Source organism: Herbidospora daliensis (genome assembly GCF_001570585.1).
In the GTDB taxonomy this organism is placed as follows: Bacteria; Actinomycetota; Actinomycetes; order Streptosporangiales; family Streptosporangiaceae; genus Herbidospora; species Herbidospora daliensis.
In genome coordinates, this window is sequence record NZ_BBXF01000009.1 from 172,310 (window position 1) to 190,588 (window position 18,279).

Sequence of the window (18,279 nt, forward strand, 5' to 3'; positions counted from 1 at the left end):
GTCAAGGGGTCAATTTCCAGAAGGCTTTTTCGTCTTGACACTCGTGCAACCGTTTGCATTAATCATCGGCAGGCAATCAGGAGAGGAGCTCCGTGGCAGCGACGATCCGTGACGTGGCGCAGGCGTCCGGGGTACATGTGTCGACCGTCTCGCGCACGTTCTCGGCGCCGCATCTGGTCAACACCGAGACCAGGAACAGGGTCCTGGCGGCGGCGGAGGATCTCGGCTACCGGCCCAACCGGGCCGCCCGCGCCCTGACCACCGGGCGCACCCACAACCTCGGGCTCATCGTGGCCGACATCGCCAACCCGTTCTTCTCCCACCTGATCAAGGGCGCCCAGGCCCACGCCCGCACCCGCGACTACCACGTGTTCGTCGCCGACACCGACGAAGACCCGCAGGTCGAGGAGGAGCTCATCCAGACCCTCGCCAAGCAGGTCGACGGCGTGCTGCTGTGCTCCCCGCGACTGTCCAACCGGGTCATCGAGAAACTGCGCGAAGACGTGCCGTTCGTGGTGGTCAACCGGCGCATGAAGGGCATGTCCAACGTCCTGATGGACGTCGGCAGCGGCGCCCGCGAGGCCATCGGCCACCTGATGTCGCTCGGCCACCGCCGGATCGCCCTGCTGGCCGGCCCGGCCGGGTCGTGGACGTCCAGGGAGATCACCGACGCCGCCCACGCGGTGCCCGGCATCGACCTGACCGTCTTCGGCCCCAACTCCCCGACCGAGCACGGCGGCCTGGCGCTGGCCGAGGCGGTCGCGGCGGCCGACGTCACGGGGGTGCTGGCCTACAACGACCTGATGGCGATCGGCCTGGTCGAGGGGCTGACCGCGCTCGGCGTCGCGGTGCCCGACCAGGTGAGCGTGGTCGGCATAGACGACATCGTGGCCGGGCGGGTCAGCCGGCCCAAGCTGACCACCGTCGCCATGCCCGCCGAAGCAGCCGGGCGGACCGCCGTCGACCTGCTGCTCCAGCTCGTCGGCGCGGGGGAGACGGCCACCCCGGCGCTCGCCACCCTGGCCACCAACCTGATCATCCGCGACTCGACGGGACCGGTGCGGCATGGACTTCGGACAGACCCCTGAGGGCGAGAAGGTCGAACGGCACGTGCTGACCGGCGGCGGGCTGACCGCCGCGATCCTCACCTACGGCTGCGTGATCCAGTCGCTGGAGGTCGACGGCGTCGACGTGGTGCTCGGCTGCGACACCCTCGCCGACTACCTGACCCGCAGCCGCTACTTCGGCGCGGTCGTCGGCCGCTACGGCAACCGCATCGCCGGGGGCCGCTTCGACCTCGACGGCACGACCTACCGGCTGGCGCGCAACAACGGCACGGCCGCCCTGCACGGCGGCCAGCGCGGGTTCGACAAACGGGTCTGGTCGGCGTCGGCCGCCTCCGACAGCATCACGCTGCGTTATCTCAGCCCTTCGGGCGAGGAGGGCTACCCGGGGGCGCTGTCGGTGGCCGTCACCTACACCCTGGCCGACCGCGCCCTGCTGATCCGGTACGAAGCCGTCACCGACGCCCCGACCGTGCTGAACCTGACCAACCACAGCTACTTCAACCTCGCGGGCGGCGGCGACGTGCTCGGCCACGTGGTGACCATCGACGCCGACGCGTACACCCCGGTCGACGAGCACAAGATCCCCACGGGCGAGCTCGCCCCGGTCGAGGGCACCCCGTTCGACTTCCGCGCCCCCGTCGCGGTCGGCGCCCGCATGAACGGCGCGTACGACCACAACTACGTGCTCAACCCCGGCGGCCGGATGCGGGTCGCGTGCGGCGACCGGGTCATGGAGGTCACCACCGACCAGCCCGGCGTGCAGTTCTACACCGGCGGCATGCTCTCGCCCGAGCTCACCCCCTACGGCCCCCACGCCGGGCTCTGCCTGGAGACCCAGCACTTCCCCGACTCGCCGAACCGGCCCGGCTTCCCGTCGGTGGTGCTCCGGCCGGGCGAGGAGTTCCGGTCGTGGACGGAGTACCGCTTCCCCACACCCTGAAAGGAAGCGCCATGGACGTCCGGTCTGGCCGTGGACGGCGGCCGGCCGGCCCGCTAGTAGGCTCAGGGCGTGGTCAGGGAAGGCAGTTCCATCGACAAGGCGCTCGCGGTCCTCGAGGCGATCGCCGAGCATCACCGGATCACCGACATCGCGGCCGCCACGGGTGTCTCGAAGTCGACGGTGCACCGCATCCTCCAGTCACTGGTGGAGTGGGACTTCGCCCGCACCGACGGCAACGGCGGCTACGAACCGGGCCCCCGCATCCTGACCCTGGCCGGGCGCGTGATGAGCCGCTTCGACCCGGCCCGCCAGGCCGCCACGGCCCTGCGCGCCCTCCACGACCGCACCGGCTTCACCACCCACTTCGCCATCCGCAGCGGCGACGAGGCCGTCTACGTCGAGAAGCTGGAGGGCCGCCGCCCCTACCAGATGCCCTCGCGCGTGGGCATGAGCCTGCGCCTCTACTCGACGGCCATCGGCAAGGCGGTGCTCGCCCAGCTCGACGACGACGAGGTCCGCGCCATCGTGGCCCGCACCCAGCCGGTCAAGCTGACCCCCAACACCGTCGTGGGCGAAGAGGAACTGCTCGCCCACCTCGTCGGCGTCCGCGCGGTGGGTTACGCCGTCGACGACGAGGAGAACGTGCCGGGCATCCGCTGCGTCGGCGCGGCCGTCTTCGACCACACCGGCCAGGTGCTCGGCGGCATCTCCATCTCGACCCTGGCGATGGACCTGGAGCCCGACGCGCTGAAGGAACTGGCCCCCGACATCGTGTCGGCGGCCCGCGAGGTGTCGCTGGCGCTGGGCGCCCCGACCACCCTCACCCGCCGCTGACCGGGTCTCCCAGCAGGTCCTCGATCTCGGCCGCCGCCGCGACCCGGCCCGTCCCGCCGCGTCCGGCCAGCGACAACGACGCCGCGGCGGTGCCCGCCCTGACCGCCTCCGGGAGCGACGCGCCTCTGGCCAGCCAGGCCGCCATCGCCCCGGTGAAGTTGTCGCCCGCGCCCGTCTGGTCGACGACCAGCGGCGCGGGCACGGCCGGGATCTCGAGCAGGTGGCCGCCCTCCGCCAGCAGCACCCCGTCGGCCCCCATCGTCACGGCCACCGCGGGGGCGCCCAGGTCGCGCACGCGCCGCGCCGTCTCGGCCGGGTCGGCGGTGCCCACGAGGGCCAGGCTGTCGGCGGGGGCTGAAAGTTTCACGATCGCGGTGTGCGGGGCGACGGCGCGCAGGGTCGCGGCGGCGGTCTCCGGGGCGGTCAGGCGGGCCCGGAAGTTCGCGTCGTAGACGACCTGGCCGGTCGCCTGCTCCGACGCCGATCTGACCGCCTGGTCGCAGGTCGCCGACAGGGCCGCGGTGATGCCGCTCAGCACCAGCACGCGGGCCAGGGCCGCGGGGGAGTCGAGCAGGTCGGCGGCGGTCAGGCGGGAGGCGGCCGAGCCCTGGCGGAGGTAGGCGAAGGCGCGTTCGCCCGAGGGGTCGGCGCCCACGACGTAGGCGCCCGTCGGGCCGGGGCCCGGAGTGAGCCAGCGGGTGTCGACGCCGTGGCGGGCGGCGAACCGGATCAGCCGTTCGCCGAACTCGTCGTCGCCGAGCCGGGACACCAGGGCGGTGCGGGCCCCGGCGGCGGCCGCGGCGACGGCCACGTTGAGGGCGTCGCCGGAGAAGGACAGGCGGAAGGTCTCGGCCTCGGTCAGCGGGCGGTCGGCGGAGAATTCGACCAGCGGTTCGCCTGCGACGACCACATCCATGCGCACCTTCTTCTGTTGTTCCATGTAGCGGAATATGGTCTTATTCTACGCAACGCCTAGGGGGGACGTCATGCCTGACATCACCGTGGAACCGCTGTCCGGCCGGACCATGGACCAGCGCGGCTACTGGGAGATCGAGAAGCCGGACGTCGCCGACGGCGGGGTCCCGGAGCCGGACCGCTAGAAGAATAGTGAAGGCCCCCACCGCGCCATGGGGGCCTTCCCCCTCAGGTACGCGCGGAATCGCGGTCGTCGTTCAGCGAGTCGATCAGGTCGTCGCGGTCGCGGGTGCGCTCGGGGCGCAGGAGGCCGACGGCGACGTACAGGACCAGAGAGGTGACGAGGGGCACGCCGACCACCACGGCCTGGTCGGTCGAGCCGGCGATCCACTTCACGTAGGCCCACACGCCGAGCCCGGCCGCCCACGAGACGACGGCCGCCATCGGGCCGCTGCGGCGGAACCAGGGCAGCATGCCGAGCATCAGCGGGATCGAGATCGGGCCCATCGTCGCCGCCACCAGGTCGACCACGATCTTCAGCACCACCCCCTGGCCCTCGGTGGTGATCGCGATGACCATGCTGATCAGCACGAACACGAAGGTCGTCACGCGGGCGAAGGTGAGCTGCGCGGCGTCGGCCAGGCGGCGTAACCGGGGCATCAGCACCGGCGCGATGTCCCGGGTGATCACCGAGGAGATCACGTTGGCGTCGGAGGAGACCATCGCCATCGTGTGGGAGAAGAACCCGGCCAGCACCAGCCCGATCACCCCCTGCGGCAGCAGGGTCTGCGCCAGCTTCACGTACGCCTCCTCGGCGTTCGCCAGGCCCGGCACGATGAGCGGCGCGGCGAACATCGGGATGAACAGGATCAGCGGCCAGACCAGCCAGAGCGCGCTCGACAGCAGCGCCGACCGCTTCGCCTCGCTGCCGCTCGGCGCGGCCATGTAGCGCTGCGCCAGGTTCCACATCCCGCCGTTGTACTCGAAGGTCTTGATGAACAGCAGCGCCAGGAAGAACGTCACCGTGTACGGCCCCGCGAACGGGTCGCGCTGGCCTTCGGGCAGCCGGTCCCACATCGTCCAGAGCGTCGGCAGCCCGTCGAGGTGGCTCAGCACCGCGAAGAACATCGCGATCCCGGCGACTCCCTGGATGACGAACTGCCCGAAGTCGGTCAGCACGTCGGCCCACAGGCCCCCGGCCGTGATGTAGACCATGGTGACCAGCCCGGTGACCAGGATGCCCCAGAAGATCGGGATGCCCGCGAACCCGCGCAGCAGGATCGCGATGGCCACCCACTTGGCCGCGATGTCGACCACCTTCAGCAGCGCGCCGCTGTAGGCGAGCACCTGCTGGGCGGGCAGGTTGTAGCGCCGGGCCAGGTATTCGAGCGGCGAGGCCACGCCGTGCACCGCCCGCAGCCGGTTCCACCGGGCCGCCCACAGGAACGCCCCGATGCCGACGCCGATGCCGATGGTGAGGGCCCACCAGACGTACATGGCCAGGCCGTAGTTGTAGGCCACCGCCGCGAACGCGACGAACATGATCGCGCTGTAGCCGGACATGTGGTGCGAGATCCCCGCGAGCCACCAGGGGATGCGCCCGCGCGCGGTGAAGAAGTCGATGACGGTGTGGACGCGGCCCTTGGACCAGACGCCGATGCCGATCATCACGACGAAGTAGGCGGCCAGGACCGACCAATCGAGTGCAGACATGCCTGGAGATTCCACTACATAGAACGGCGTGTCAACACATGAAAAGTCGTTCCACCACATGAAACTTTCACCGGCTTTTTCATGTACGCCCATGTCGCGAAGATCGATCTGACCTCACCGTTTCACTACATGAAACGTGCGCTTATGGTGTGCACCGACCTTGAGAGAGGAGCTTCACACGTGTCCAGATCGAGTGTCAGAAGACGGTGGCCGGCCGTCGTCGCCGCGGCCGTCCTGGCCGTCGCCGGCGTCGTGGTCCCGCTGACCACCAGCGCCCACGCGGCCCCCGGCGCCGGTACGTACTCCGTGGTCAACCGGGGCAGCAACCTCTGCCTCGACGTGCTGAACTTCAGCACGGCCGACAACGCCGGGCTGATCCAGTACGCCTGCACCGGCACCACCAACCAGCGCTTCACCCTCACCTCCCAGAACGGCGGCTACCGCATCACCGCCGGGCACAGCGGCAAGTGCCTGGGCGTCCAGGACAACAGCAGCTCGGCGGGCAAGGCGATCGTCCAGCAGACCTGCAACGGCTCCGCCTCGCAGACGTGGACGTTCTCCGACGCCGCCAACGGCACCCGCATCGTGAACGGCAACGGCGGCAGGTGCGTGAACACCCGCGACAACTCCACCGCGTCGCTGGCCGTGATCCAGCAGAACTCCTGCGACAACACGATCACCAAGCACTGGACGTTCACCCCGTCGAGCGGCCCCCAGCCCACGCCCACGATCACCCCCACCCCGAACCCGACCCCGACGACGGGCCCGCCCGGCGGACTGGTCGGCTGGGCCACCCAGGGCGGCGGCACCACCGGCGGCGGCAACGCCTCGGCCACCACCGTGACCAGCTCGGGCGCGCTGACCAGCGCGATGTCCGGCACCAACGCGGCCGTCATCCGGGTCTCCGGGACGATCTCCTGTTCCGGCATGCTCCGGGTCGGCTCCAACAAGACGATCATCGGCAACTCCGGCGCGGTCATCCAGGGGTGCGGCCTGAACGTCAACGAGGCCAGCAACGTGATCATCCGCAACCTGACCTTCCGGAACTGGAACGACGACGCGATCAACGTCCAGTACTCCACCCGGGTCTGGATCGACCACAACACCCTGTCGAACGGCTACGACGGCGCCATCGACGTCAAGCGGGCCAGCGACTACGTGACGATCTCGTGGAACCGCATCTACGACCACGACAAGTCGATGCTGCTCGGCCACGACGACGACAACGGCTCCGAGGACCGCGGCCGGCTCCGGGTGACCTACCACCACAACTGGTTCGACGGCACCGGCCAGCGCCACCCGCGCGTCCGGTTCGGCAACCCGGTCCACGTCTACAACAACTACTACGGCGGCGTGACCAGCTACGGCGTCGCCTCCACCGAGGGCGCGGGCGTGCTCGTCGAGGGCAACTACTTCGAGAACACCGACGACCCCTACCACCTGGGCGAGGGCGACTCCGGCCCCGGCACCCTGGTGGCCCGCAACAACCACTTCGTCAACTCGGGCGCCGGCCAGTCGGGCGGCAGCGTCGGCTCGATCCCCTACTCCTACTCCGTCGACACCCCCTCCAACGTCAAGTCCATCGTGACCGGCGGCGCCGGCGCGGGCCGCATCAACATCTAGCCCCTCACCCGGTTACCTGACCTGACCGGGCGACGCGCGAAAGAGAGCGCCCGTCCCCACCATGGGGGCGGGCGCTTCTTCAAACCGATGCCGCACCCGGCCGACTTGCCCGACGCACGTCGAAGCCGATTCGCCGCGTGCAGAAACCGCCGCGCGGAGAAGAAGCCGCGGAAAGGACCGCGTGAAGGGGCCGTGTGAAGAAGGAGTGCGGGCCCAAGCCGGTCGGGTGGCCGGCCAGGCGGAGCCGTAACGGAAGAAGGCTTTTCAACCGGCGACGGCGAGAGCGTCGGTGCGGTGCGTCCGACACGCGAGGGAAATCCCGGGCATTGTCGGGGTTGCGCAATACCGTGACCATCATGGCCACCCGTGCGTCCTCCGGTGGGAAGCGGCCGACGTCTCGGCAGACGCCACGTCCCGCCCCCCGCCCGACCGTCAAGAAGAAGGCGCCCCCGCCCCGCCGGAGGCCGGCGCCGCCCAAGCGGCCGATCGGGACCGGGAACGACCCGCTGTCGTGGGTGTTCCTGATGATCGGCAAGCTCGTCGTCGGCATCTGGAGCCTGATCGCCAACGCGATCGGCGGGGCGGCGCGGGCCATCGGCAACGGCGCCCGCGACCTCGACCCGGCTCACCGGCGCGACGGCCTCGGGCTGGCGGTGCTGGCGGGCGCGATCGTGCTGGCCGCGATGACGTGGCGGACCAGCAAGGGCTCGGTGGCCACGGTGGTCGACGCGGTCGTGCGCGGCACGGTCGGGTCGCTCTTCTGGTCGATCCCGCTGATCATGGGCCTGATCGCCTGGCGGCTGCTGCGCCACCCCGACCAGAACGGCGAGACCGGCCGCATGCTGATCGGCTTCACCGCGCTGGCGGCCGGCATCCTCGGCATCGTGCACGTCGCGCACGGCACCCCTTATCCGGCGGGCACCGTCGACGACGGCATGGACAAGGTGTCGGCCGCCGGGGGCATGCTCGGCTTCATCGTGTCGGCGCCGCCCGACAGCATCCTGCCGTCGTTCATCACGATCCCGCTGCTGCTGATGCTGGCCGGGTTCGGCGCGCTGGTGGTCACCGCCACGCCGATCCACCGGGTGCCCGAGCGGTTCGGCGAGATCAAGGTGCTGCTGTTCCAGAAGCCCTTCGAGAACTCGGGCGACAAGAAGCCGAAGAAGAAGCAGCAGCGCCCCGAGCCCGGCGACAACGTCAAGCCCTACGACACGCCGATACTGCGCGAGAAGCCGACCGACCACTCGCCGGAGATCGTGCCTGGCCTCGTCGACGACGAGCCGCTGCCGCCGCCCGTCGACGAGCCGCCCGCGCCTCAGCAGACGCTGCCGCCCGAGCCCACCCCGGCGCCCCGCAAGGTCGAGCAGCTCATGCTGTCGCCGCAGGCCGGGCCCTACACGCTGCCCGACGCCCAGATGCTGCGCCCCGGCAGCGCGCCGAAGGCCGAGACCAAGGCCAACAAGACGGTCGTGAACGCGCTGACCAGCGTGCTGGAGCAGTTCGCCATCGACGCCCAGGTCACCGGCTTCACCCGCGGCCCGACCGTGACCCGCTACGAGATCGAGCTCGGCCCGTCGGTCAAGGTCGAGAAGGTCACCGCGCTCACCAAGAACATCGCCTACGCGGTCAAGTCGGCCGACGTGCGCATCCTGTCGCCGATCCCCGGCAAGTCGGCGATCGGCGTGGAGATCCCCAACGTCGACAAGGACCTGGTGTCGCTGGGCGACGTGCTGCGCTCGCAGGTGGCCCAGGCCGACCACCACCCGATGATCGTCGGCCTCGGCAAGGACGTCGAGGGCCGCACCATCGTGGCGAACCTGGCCAAGATGCCGCACATCCTCATCGCGGGCGCGACCGGCGCGGGCAAGTCGACGTGCATCAACGGCCTGATCACCTCGGTGCTGATGCGGGCCACCCCCGACGAGGTCCGGATGGTCCTGGTCGACCCCAAGCGGGTGGAACTGTCGGCGTACGAGGGCATCCCCCACCTCATCACCCCGATCATCACCAACCCGAAGAAGGCCGCCGAGGCCCTCGAATGGGTCGTGGGGGAGATGGACCGCCGCTACGACGACCTGGCCGCCAGCGGCTTCCGGCACGTCGACGACTTCAACAAGGCGGTCCGCGCCGGCAGCCTGGTCGCCCCGCCGGGCAGCGAGCGGGTCTACCAGCCCTACCCCTACCTGCTGGTGATCGTCGACGAGCTGGCCGACCTGATGATGGTCGCCCCCCGCGACGTCGAAGACTCGATCGTGCGCATCACCCAGCTGGCCCGCGCCGCCGGCATCCACCTGGTGATCGCCACCCAGCGGCCCTCGGTCGACGTCGTCACCGGCCTCATCAAGGCCAACGTGCCGTCGCGGCTGGCGTTCGCCACCTCCTCGCTGGCCGACTCGCGGGTCATCCTCGACCAGCCGGGCGCCGAGAAGCTGGTGGGCCAGGGCGACGCGCTGTTCCTGCCGATGGGCGCCAGCAAGCCGATGCGGCTGCAGAACGCGTTCGTGTCGGAGAAGGAGATCGCCGAGGTCGTCGGCCACTGCAAGACGCAGATGCAGGTCGAATACCGCTCCGACGTCGCCGCCCAGGCGACCGCCAAGAAGGAGATCGACGAGGAGATCGGCGACGACCTCGACCTGCTGGTGCAGGCCGCCGAGCTGATCGTGACCACCCAGTTCGGCTCGACCTCGATGCTCCAGCGCAAACTGCGGGTCGGGTTCGCCAAGGCGGGCCGCCTGATGGACCTGCTCGAATCGCGGAACGTGGTCGGCCCGAGCGAGGGCTCCAAGGCCCGTGAAGTGATGGTGAAGCCGGACGAACTCGCCGGGCTGCTCGCAGATCTCCGGGGTGGTGACCCCGGCGCTACATCATAGTGTTGTTACTGATTGAATGTAACTCACTACTCAGCGTCGGGATGGGCGGGGGGCCGCAGATGTCCATCGGTGGAACGATCTCGGAGTCGCGGGAGCAAAGGGGGCTCTCCGTAGCCGACCTGAGCCGGCGCACCCGGATCCGCGAAGCGATCATCACCGCGATCGAAGGCGACGACTTCTCCGCCTGCAACGGAGACTTCTACGCGCGGGGCCACCTGCGGGCCCTGGCCCGCGAGCTGGGCCTGGAGGGCGACGCCCTGGTCCGCGAGTACGACGCCCTGACGGGAGGCCCACGCCCCGGCGTGGGCGCGATGTACCCGATCGACAAGGGCATCAAGCTGCGCGAGCGCCGCACGCCCAACTGGACCCTCGCGATGGCGGTCGCGCTCGCGATCGTGGCGGTCTTCGGCGTCGGCCGCATCATGGGCAGCGCGATCAAGTCGCCCGAGAAGCAGTCGGTCAAGGTCGACTCGGCCCCGGCGGCGGCCAAGGCGGCGCCGCCCGCGGCCGCTCCGGCGGCCCCGGCGAAGAAGGCCAGCCACGTCACGGTGAAGATCACCGCGACCAGCGAGGCGTGGATCCAGGTGCGCGACGCCAAGAACAAGAGCGTCTTCATGGGCGTGATCCCGAGCGGCGACAGCCGCAGCTTCCGGATCAAGGAGAAGGCGCGCCTGACCTTCGGCAACGCGGGCTCGGTCCAGCTCAACGTGAACGGCCGCGACCTGGGCGCCCCGGGCCGCGCGGGGGAGACGGTCAAGCGGACGTACGGGGTCGAGGTCCCGAGTCCCCGGTAGTGGCCGATCCCCGATACCGTAGCTTCATCATGTCTTCACGCCGAACCGTTTCCATGATCACGCTGGGCTGCGCCCGCAACGAGGTCGATTCAGAGGAGCTCGCCGCGCGCCTGGAATCCGCCGGCTGGGCGCTGGGCGACGACGACCCCGACGTGATCGTGGTCAACACCTGCGGGTTCATCGAGTCGGCGAAGAAAGACTCGATCGACACCATCCTCGCGGCGGCCGACTCGGGCGCGAAGGTCGTGGCCGCCGGCTGCATGGCCGAGCGCTACGGCACCGAGCTGGCCGGGGCGCTGCCCGAGGCCGCCGCGGTGTTGTCCTTCGACGACTACACCGACATCGGCGCCCGCCTCGACGACGTGCTCGAAGGGCGGTCGCTGACCGCCCACACGCCGCGCGACCGGCGGGCCCTGCTGCCCATCAGCCCGGTCGAGCGGCACGCCGCGCCCGTCGCGGTGCCCGGCCACGGCGACCTGCCGTCGGGCCTCGCGCCCGCCTCCGGCCCGCGCACGCTGCGCAAGCGGCTGACCGGCGGGCCGGTCGCCTCGCTGAAGCTGGCCTCCGGCTGCGACCGGCGCTGCACCTTCTGCGCGATCCCGGCCTTCCGCGGCGCCTACGTCTCGCGCCGCCCCGACGACCTGCTCGCCGAGGCCGTCTGGCTGGCCGGTGAGGGCGTGCGGGAGCTCGTCCTGGTCAGCGAGAACTCCACCTCCTACGGCAAGGACCTGGGCGACCTGAGGGCGCTCGAGAAGCTGCTGCCGCAGCTGGCCGCCGTCGAGGGCATCGACCGCGTCCGGGTCAGCTACCTGCAGCCCGCCGAGCTGCGGCCCGGCCTGCTCGACGTGATCGCCGGCACCGAGGGCGTCGCGCCCTACTTCGACCTGTCGTTCCAGCACGCCAGCAACCCGGTCCTGCGGCGCATGCGGCGCTTCGGCGACCCGGCCCAGTTCCTCGGCCTGCTGAAGCAGATCCGCGAGCGGGCCCCCGAGGCGGGCGTGCGCTCCAACTTCATCGTCGGCTTCCCGGGCGAGACCGAGGAACAGTTCGGCGAGCTGGTCGCGTTCCTCGAAGAGGCGCGTCTCGACGTCATCGGGGTGTTCGGCTACTCCGACGAAGACGGCACCGAGGCCGCCGGCTTCGACGACAAGCTCGACCAAGACCTGGTCGACGAGCGGGTGGCGATCCTCACCGAGCTGGCCGAGGAGCTCACCGCCCAGCGGGCCGAAGAGCGCATCGGCACCGAGTTGTCGGTGCTGGTCGAAGACGACCTGGGCGACGGCGGCTACGAGGGCCGCGCCGCCCACCAGGGCCCCGAGGTCGACGGGTCGGTCACCGTCCAGGGCATCGGCCTGGTGCCGGGGCAGATCGTCCGCGCCGTCGCGGTCGACTCGGAAGGGGTTGACCTGATCGCGAGGATCAAGGCCACGACGTGACCCAGAGCAACGACCCGCCACGGGATTCGGCCCCGTCGGTCATGGCCGACGCCGCTCCCGAGCGGCTGGTGGTGACCGAGCCGGTCGAGCCGGCCGCGCCTCCCGTGAGCGCCTGGAACATCGCCAACGCGCTCACGGTGATGCGGCTGCTGGTCGTTCCCGCGTTCATCGTGTTCCTGTTCCTCGACGGCACCGGCTGGCGGCTGGCCGCCCTTGGCGTCTTCATGTTCGCCTCGATCACCGACCAGCTCGATGGGTTCCTGGCGCGTAAATACGGCCTGATCACCGACTTCGGCAAGATCGCCGACCCGATCGCCGACAAGGCGCTCATCGGGTCGGCGCTGGTCTGCCTGTCGCTCCTCGGCGAGCTGCCCTGGTGGGTGACCGTCGTGATCATCGCCCGTGAGCTGGGCGTGACCGCGCTGCGGTTCGTGGTGATCCGGTTCGGCATCATCCCCGCCAGCACCGGCGGGAAGATCAAGACCGTCCTGCAGATCTTCGCCGTCGGCTTCTTCCTGGTGCCGGGCCTGCTCGACGTGGTGCGCTGGGCCACCATGGGAACGGCCGTACTGGTGACGGTGGCGACCGGCGTCGACTACGTTGTGCGGGCAGTCCGACTCCGTCAGGTGGCCCGGAGGGAACAGGTGTGACCGACTCGACCGCCGCGAAGGTGATCTCCCTGCTCGCGGAGCGGGGTGAGACTTTCGCCGTGGCCGAATCGCTGACTGGTGGGCTCATCGGGGCCACCGTGACCGGTGTGGCCGGCTCGTCGGCCGCCTTCGTCGGCGGAGTGATCAGTTACGCCACCGATGTGAAGGCCCGGCTGCTCGGCGTCCCGGCCGAGCTGCTGGCCCGCGAGGGCGCCGTCCATCCCGACGTGGCCGCCGCGATGGCCGCCGGTGTGCGGAAGCTCACCGGCGCGACCTGGGCGGTCGCCGTGACGGGCGTGGCCGGTCCCGAGCCTCAGGACGGCAGGCCCGTCGGCACCGTCTTCTGCGGCCTGAGTGGTCCGGGAGACGTCTCGAAAGTCGTTGACCTGCGATTGACCGGAGACCGCCAAGCCATCCGTATCCATACGTGTGAGATGGCTTTGGATCTACTTCTAGGTGTTGTGCTGGCCAATTCGGGGGAACATTCGGGGTGATTACCGCGTTACGTCCCCAGCGAACATGCTCACCATGGTCTGCCGTGGTGTCGCTCGATACAGGTACGGTGGAGCTGTGAGTGAGGTCCGTGAGCCATCGGCGATGAGCAAGTCCACGACGCGCCCGGCGCAGGGGCCGAGCGAGTCACTGATGACGGCGAGGAGTATGTACGAAGGGCGCGGAAAGAACGGGCGATATGAACCGAAAGCGCGGAGCGTCGTGACGGCTCCCGCGCCGGGAAGGGAGCGACAGATGGTCCTGCTGCGTCAGCTTCTCGGCGACGTCCTGCGGCGGCTACGGGTGCGGCAGAGCCGCACACTGCGCGAGGTCTCCACGCTGGCACGGGTCTCCCTCGGTTACTTGTCCGAGGTGGAGCGTGGTCAGAAGGAGGCGTCGTCCGAGCTGCTCGCCTCGATCTGCGGTGCGCTGGGCGTGCCGTTGTCGCAGGTGCTGCGGGAGGTCTCCGACCAGTTCGCGCTCGCCGAGCTTCAGCACGCGCCTGTCTTGGCCGACGTGCCCGAGCGTGAGCGTCTGCCCATTGCGGAGACCGTGCCCTCCGGGCCGGAGTTCGACGGTTTCCCCGAAGTCAAGGACATGGTGGCCGCCTAGCCCCGCTGGCAGCGGGGGCACCAGTAGATCAACCGCTGCTGCGGTTGTGATCCCGTCTCTCCACGTTCGATGATCGTTCCGCAGACGCGGCAGGGAAGGTGTGCCCTGCCGTAGACGAACAGCGCACGACCCGGTCTCGGGTCGCCGGTCGTGACCGGTCCATGTTCGTTCTTGTTCTCCACCAGCAGGCGGTGGGCCGTTTCGGCCAGCCCCGCCAGATCCGCCACGTCACCGGTGCGCCGCCACGGCCCGACCCGGGCGACGAAGAGCGTCTCCGCACGCCATATCGTGCCGATCCCCGCAAGGTTGCGCTGGTCGAGCAGCGCGTCCCCGATCGTGCGGTCGGGATCACCCATCAGGTTGGCGACGGCCGTGCCGGTGTCCCAGTCGGGGCCGAGCAGGTCGGGGCCCAGATGCCCGACGACCCGGTCCTCCTCGGCGGTCGGCAGCAGGTCGACCACGCCGAGCTTGATCCCGGCGGCCTGCCAAACACCGTTGGCCAGCACCACCCTGACGACGTCGCCGCCCCGCAGCGGGCTGCCCGCCCTGGTGACCCGCCACGAGCCGTCCATGCGCAGATGGGTGTGCAGGGTCACGCCGCCCTCGACCCGGGTGAGCAGGTTCTTCCCCCGGCTCACCGTGGTCAGCACCCGCCGCCCGCGCAGATCGGCGGTGGCGTAGCGGGGCACCCGGAAGTCGGAGCGGGTCAGCTCCCGGTCGTCGAGCGCCTCCCGCAACCGCCTCGCCGTGCGATAGACGGCGTCGCCCTCGGGCATCAGACCGGGGCGTTGGGGGAGTCCCAGGCGGAGGGGTCGTCGGACAGGTCGGTGACGCGCTTCGGGAGGTCGCCCGTAGCGATCTGGTCGAGGGTGACCTCTTCGAGGATGGCGCGTTCGCTGGCGCGCAGGGCGATCCAGACCTGCTGGAGGGCCTGGGCGGCGCCGGTGTAGCCGACGTGCTCGGGGCGTTCGCCGCGGACGTTGGCCAGCGGGCCGTCGACCGCGCGGATCACGTCGGCCAGGGAGATCTGGTTGGCCGGACGGGCCAGGACGTAGCCGCCCTCAGGGCCTCGCTGGCCGCGGACCAGCCCGGCCCGGCGCATCTGGAGCAGGATGTTCTCCAGGTATTTGGGCGGCATCTCCTGGCCCTTGGCGAGTTCGCCCACCGTGGTCGGGCCGTCGCCGGACGCGGCCAGTTCGGCGGCCGCCCGCAGGGCGTAGTCGACACGCGCAGAAAGTCGCATGTAAACGATTATCCCGCCTGGTTGGCACTGGTTGACCTGGGTCCCCCATGTCAGTCGACGCGGATGCGCACGACCACGGGCAGATGGTCGGAGAACGGCACCCCCGGGACCTCGGCGGACACGGCCGTCAGCCCCGGGCTGAGCAGCACGTGATCGATGCGTTTGACCGGATTCTCGGCGGGCGAGGTCGGCGGGTCGCCGAACGCCTTCAGGGGGTCGGTCAGGCCGGTCCGGCGCAGCAGCTCGGCGAAGGCGGGGTCGTCGGGCGTCAGGTTGAGGTCGCCCGCGAGCAGCGCGGGCGCGGCCGGCAGCAGGGCGGGCAGGTCGGCGCTCTGGCGGTCGGGCGACTGCAGATGGGTGTTCAGCACGCCCACCCGGTGCTCCCCGACCTCGATCGTGAACGTCTGGGCCTGCGCGCCGGTCGGGTAGCCGTAGCTCTTCAGCGGGTGGCTGGTGAGCAGCGACACCGGCAGGTTGGTCAGCACCGCGTCGCCCCACAGTTCGTCGGCCGCCGGGGCGAAGTGGTAACTCATGCCGAGCCTGGCGGCGATCCGGTCGAGGTCGTCGTGGCCGCCGTTGAGGAACCAGCCCCGGTCGACCTCGCTGAGCAGCACCACGTCGGGGTCGCGCGACCGCGCCCAGTCGCCGATCGCGTCGAGGTCGAGGGTTCCCGTGGTGCCGAACCCCATTCTGATGTTGTACGCGATCAGCGTGAACTCGTCGCCCTCGATGGGCTGCCGGGCCGCCGCCGGGGCCCCGGCCTGGGGGAGCAGCAGCGCCAGGGCGATGGCCGCCACCGCCGCCACGGCGGCCTTCCAATCGGGCAGCTCCCGGGCCACGGCCACCCCGGCGACCAGCAGGCCCATGACGAGCACGACCAGGCCGTTGGGGAAGCCCAGGTTCATGTCGTAGGCGGCGTAGTAGACGAACGTGCCGACGAAGAACGTGACCATCCCGCCGAGGAGGGCGCCGCCCGGACGGCGGGCGGCGCCGCTCCCGGCCAGGCGCAGGCAGGCGCCCAGGCCGATCGCGAAGATCAGCATGCTGCCGGCGTCGAGGCGGCCCTGGAGGTGGGCGAACGCGACCCCGACCAGCAGGGCGAGCGGGCCGAGCAGCCCGAACCGGCCCGCCTGCGAGGCCGCCACCAGCGCCGCGAGCGCGACGAGCAGCATCACGGCCGACCACGGGCCGCCGTCGTCGATCAGGGCCGACGGGCCCAGGAACATGCCGGTCAGCAGCAGCGCGGGGCCGAGGGCGAACCACAGGCGGCCGGGTGCGGGCTCGGCCGTCTCGGTGACGCCGAGCACGGCCCACCCGAAGGCCACTACGGCCAGCACCGTGGGGATCCAGGGGAGGAGTCCGTCGCGCCAGACCAGGTCGAGGTGGCCGATCGACAGGTGGAGGGCGGGCGACAGCGCCAGTCCGAGGGGGAGGGCCAGGCGGGCGTGCGGACCGGCCACGAGCTTGGCGGAGCCGTACAGGAAGACGATGGCGGCGGTCACCGAGACGGCGCTGACGTAGAGCTGGGGGAGGCCGCCGTCGGTGGCCTGCAGGGCCACCCGGCCGGCGGCCAGCACGGCCGCGCCGCCGAGCAGCGCCCAGCGCGGCGAGATCAGCAGCGCCAGGACGGGGAGGACGAACCACAACGCCGCGAACAGGCCCAGCTGCTCGGGCGGGGTGTCGCCCGCCTGGCCGTAGATGGTGATCAGGGAGGGGAGCAGGACACGCACGGCGTCCATGAGGAGGAGCAGGCCTAAGGTCACCGCCGCGACAGGACGCATGAACTGATCCTTCCGCCCGGATGGGAGCGGTATCAAGGGTCGATTTCCGGGAGCTCGTATAGTCGCTAAGCTGGCCGGAAAAGTTTGTTGACAGTTTTCGCGGGGGCGATCATAGAAAGCAGGAGCATGGAGCGACGTCCTGGCGTGCCCAGGTTGCTCCGGGAGATCAACGACCGGGCCGCCCTCGAACTTCTGCTGGCCTCCGGGCCGCTGACGCGCGGCCAGATCGGCGACCTGACCGGTCTGTCCAAGGTGACCGCCTCCCAGACGCTGTCCCGCCTCGAGGAGCGGGGGCTCGTCGAGGTCGTCGGCGAGCAGGCCGGCAACCGGGGGCCCAACGCGGCCCTCTACGGCGTGATCGCCTCGTGCGCCTACGTGGCCGGGCTCGACGTCGGGCCAGAACACGTCACCGCGGCCATCGCCGACATCAAGGGCGACGTGGTCGCCGAGGTCGTCGCGACGCCGAACGGCGCCGACGACCCCGTGTCGATGGTGCACAACGCGGTCGTGAAAGCCTGCCGGTCGGCCAAGGTCGCGCTGTCGCGGCTGAAGGGCGTCGTGATCGGCACGCCCGGCGTCGTCGACCCGCGCACCGGCGACGTGCAGTTCTCCTTCGACCTGCCCCACTGGCACGAGGGCATCCACGAGGCGCTGGCGCGCGACCTCAAGCGGTCGGTGCGGATCGAGAACGACGTGAACCTGGCCGCCATCGCCGAGCGGTCGAACGGCGCGGCCCGGCGAGCCGACGACTTCGTGCTGCTGTGGGTCGGGCGTGGCATCGGCCTCGCCGTCGTGCTGGGCGGGCGGCTGCACCGCGGCCGTTCGGGCAGCGCGGGCGAGATCGGCTACCTGCCGGTGCCCGGGGTGCCGCTGGCCGAAGACGTGCGCTCGGAGCCGGGGCGGCTGCCCTCGCTCGCGGGCGGGCTCCAGTCGCTGGTGAGCTCCGTGGCGGTGCTCGACCTGGCCCGCGACCTCGGGTTCGAGGGCGCGACGGCGGCCGAGTGCGTGACCGCCGCCGTCGACGCCGGCGACCAGGGCGACCGGCTGCTCGACGAGATCGCCTCCCGGCTGGCGCTCGGGGTGGCGTCGGTGTGCGTGGTGCTCGACCCCGGGCTGGTCGTGCTCGCCGGCGAGGTCGGCCTGGCCGGGGGCGTGTCCCTGACCGGCCGGGTCGAACAGGCGGTGGCCCGCATCTGCCCGATCCGGCCGCAGGTCGTGACGTCCGAGGTGCAGGGCAACCCGGTGCTGCGCGGCGCGGTCATCGCCGCTTTAGAACAGGCGCGCGAGGAGATCTTCGCCTCCTGAGCGG

General features: G+C 70.8%; 16 protein-coding genes. 11 read left to right on the forward strand and 5 right to left on the reverse strand.

Annotation, left to right across the window (positions count from 1 at the left end):
* The first annotated feature begins 92 nt into the window (after window positions 1–92).
* The 3 genes from AW274_RS34695 to AW274_RS34705 all read left to right on the forward strand — a co-directional run bounded on the left by AW274_RS34695 (window position 93) and on the right by AW274_RS34705 (window position 2,841).
* Entirely contained in the window at window positions 93–1,088 is a 996-nt protein-coding gene (locus AW274_RS34695; RefSeq protein WP_062441913.1) for a LacI family DNA-binding transcriptional regulator, read from the forward strand.
* The gene (locus AW274_RS34700) at window positions 1,066–2,007 is read left to right on the forward strand and encodes an aldose epimerase family protein (protein ID WP_062441916.1); all 942 of its coding nucleotides are present in this window, start codon (window positions 1,066–1,068) and stop codon (window positions 2,005–2,007) included. The genes AW274_RS34695 and AW274_RS34700 overlap by 23 nt, the downstream gene beginning before the upstream one ends.
* A 69-nt stretch (window positions 2,008–2,076) precedes the next feature.
* Entirely contained in the window at window positions 2,077–2,841 is a 765-nt protein-coding gene (locus tag AW274_RS34705) for an IclR family transcriptional regulator (protein WP_062441920.1), read from the forward strand.
* Here AW274_RS34705 and AW274_RS34710 read toward each other — a convergent pair.
* Complete coding sequence (locus tag AW274_RS34710; RefSeq protein ID WP_198169550.1) at window positions 2,828–3,781, reverse strand: sugar kinase; 954 nt, start codon at window positions 3,779–3,781, stop codon at window positions 2,828–2,830. The two genes, AW274_RS34705 and AW274_RS34710, sit on opposite strands and share 14 nt — an antisense overlap.
* A 203-nt stretch (window positions 3,782–3,984) precedes the next feature.
* On the reverse strand, window positions 3,985–5,469 hold the full coding sequence (locus tag AW274_RS34715) for a sodium:solute symporter family protein (RefSeq protein WP_062441927.1): 1,485 nt from the start codon (window positions 5,467–5,469) through the stop codon (window positions 3,985–3,987).
* A gap of 180 nt (window positions 5,470–5,649) precedes the next feature.
* On the opposite strand from AW274_RS34715, the gene AW274_RS34720 reads away from it, so the two are divergent.
* From AW274_RS34720 to AW274_RS34750, 7 genes are all read left to right on the forward strand, one after another.
* The gene (locus tag AW274_RS34720; protein WP_232320626.1) at window positions 5,650–7,092 is read left to right on the forward strand and encodes a pectate lyase family protein; all 1,443 of its coding nucleotides are present in this window, start codon (window positions 5,650–5,652) and stop codon (window positions 7,090–7,092) included.
* Between the two features lie 356 nt (window positions 7,093–7,448).
* Window positions 7,449–9,962, forward strand: a complete 2,514-nt coding sequence (locus tag AW274_RS34725) for an FtsK/SpoIIIE family DNA translocase (RefSeq protein ID WP_062442202.1) — start codon at window positions 7,449–7,451, stop codon at window positions 9,960–9,962.
* A 59-nt stretch (window positions 9,963–10,021) separates the two neighbouring features.
* Window positions 10,022–10,756 (forward strand): helix-turn-helix domain-containing protein, encoded by a 735-nt coding sequence (locus tag AW274_RS34730; protein ID WP_198169551.1) that lies wholly within the window; start codon window positions 10,022–10,024, stop codon window positions 10,754–10,756.
* 29 nt (window positions 10,757–10,785) lie between these two features.
* Complete coding sequence (rimO, locus tag AW274_RS34735) at window positions 10,786–12,192, forward strand: 30S ribosomal protein S12 methylthiotransferase RimO (protein ID WP_062442206.1); 1,407 nt, start codon at window positions 10,786–10,788, stop codon at window positions 12,190–12,192.
* 41 nt (window positions 12,193–12,233) lie between these two features.
* On the forward strand, window positions 12,234–12,842 hold the full coding sequence (pgsA, locus tag AW274_RS34740; protein WP_062442209.1) for a CDP-diacylglycerol--glycerol-3-phosphate 3-phosphatidyltransferase: 609 nt from the start codon (window positions 12,234–12,236) through the stop codon (window positions 12,840–12,842).
* Window positions 12,839–13,336, forward strand: a complete 498-nt coding sequence (locus AW274_RS34745; RefSeq protein WP_062441941.1) for a CinA family protein — start codon at window positions 12,839–12,841, stop codon at window positions 13,334–13,336. The genes pgsA and AW274_RS34745 overlap by 4 nt, the downstream gene beginning before the upstream one ends.
* A gap of 253 nt (window positions 13,337–13,589) precedes the next feature.
* A complete protein-coding gene (locus AW274_RS34750; RefSeq protein ID WP_062441945.1) occupies window positions 13,590–13,946 on the forward strand; it encodes a helix-turn-helix domain-containing protein in 357 nt (118 codons plus the stop codon).
* On the opposite strand, the gene AW274_RS34755 is transcribed toward AW274_RS34750, so the two are convergent.
* From AW274_RS34755 to AW274_RS34765, 3 genes are read right to left on the reverse strand one after another with little or no spacing between them, the layout of a single operon-like run.
* Window positions 13,943–14,722 (reverse strand): DNA-formamidopyrimidine glycosylase family protein, encoded by a 780-nt coding sequence (locus AW274_RS34755; protein ID WP_062441948.1) that lies wholly within the window; start codon window positions 14,720–14,722, stop codon window positions 13,943–13,945. The two genes, AW274_RS34750 and AW274_RS34755, sit on opposite strands and share 4 nt — an antisense overlap.
* Window positions 14,722–15,189 (reverse strand): RrF2 family transcriptional regulator, encoded by a 468-nt coding sequence (locus AW274_RS34760; protein ID WP_062340711.1) that lies wholly within the window; start codon window positions 15,187–15,189, stop codon window positions 14,722–14,724. Before AW274_RS34760 ends, AW274_RS34755 begins: the two co-directional genes overlap by 1 nt.
* Window positions 15,190–15,239: 50 nt before the next feature.
* Window positions 15,240–16,970, reverse strand: a complete 1,731-nt coding sequence (locus AW274_RS34765) for an endonuclease/exonuclease/phosphatase family protein (protein ID WP_062441951.1) — start codon at window positions 16,968–16,970, stop codon at window positions 15,240–15,242.
* A 126-nt stretch (window positions 16,971–17,096) separates the two neighbouring features.
* Here AW274_RS34765 and AW274_RS34770 point away from each other — a divergent pair, with 126 nt between their 5' ends.
* Window positions 17,097–18,275 (forward strand): ROK family transcriptional regulator, encoded by a 1,179-nt coding sequence (locus AW274_RS34770; protein WP_062441954.1) that lies wholly within the window; start codon window positions 17,097–17,099, stop codon window positions 18,273–18,275.
* Window positions 18,276–18,279: the final 4 nt, after the last annotated feature.

Bases quoted from the DNA above. Each gene is read 5' to 3' on its own strand.
- AW274_RS34770 (WP_062441954.1), top strand. From the start codon at position 17,097: ATGGAGCGACGTCCTGGCGTGCCCAGGTTGCTCCGGGAGATCAACGAC.
- AW274_RS34755 (WP_062441948.1), bottom strand. From the start codon at position 14,722: ATGCCCGAGGGCGACGCCGTCTATCGCACGGCGAGGCGGTTGCGGGAG.
- AW274_RS34725 (WP_062442202.1), top strand. From the start codon at position 7,449: ATGGCCACCCGTGCGTCCTCCGGTGGGAAGCGGCCGACGTCTCGGCAG.
- AW274_RS34750 (WP_062441945.1), top strand. From the start codon at position 13,590: ATGGTCCTGCTGCGTCAGCTTCTCGGCGACGTCCTGCGGCGGCTACGG.
- pgsA (WP_062442209.1), top strand. From the start codon at position 12,234: ATGGCCGACGCCGCTCCCGAGCGGCTGGTGGTGACCGAGCCGGTCGAG.
- AW274_RS34765 (WP_062441951.1), bottom strand. From the start codon at position 16,970: ATGCGTCCTGTCGCGGCGGTGACCTTAGGCCTGCTCCTCCTCATGGAC.
- AW274_RS34700 (WP_062441916.1), top strand. From the start codon at position 1,066: ATGGACTTCGGACAGACCCCTGAGGGCGAGAAGGTCGAACGGCACGTG.
- AW274_RS34760 (WP_062340711.1), bottom strand. From the start codon at position 15,189: ATGCGACTTTCTGCGCGTGTCGACTACGCCCTGCGGGCGGCCGCCGAA.
- AW274_RS34715 (WP_062441927.1), bottom strand. From the start codon at position 5,469: ATGTCTGCACTCGATTGGTCGGTCCTGGCCGCCTACTTCGTCGTGATG.
- AW274_RS34730 (WP_198169551.1), top strand. From the start codon at position 10,022: ATGTCCATCGGTGGAACGATCTCGGAGTCGCGGGAGCAAAGGGGGCTC.
- AW274_RS34710 (WP_198169550.1), bottom strand. From the start codon at position 3,781: ATGGAACAACAGAAGAAGGTGCGCATGGATGTGGTCGTCGCAGGCGAA.
- rimO (WP_062442206.1), top strand. From the start codon at position 10,786: ATGTCTTCACGCCGAACCGTTTCCATGATCACGCTGGGCTGCGCCCGC.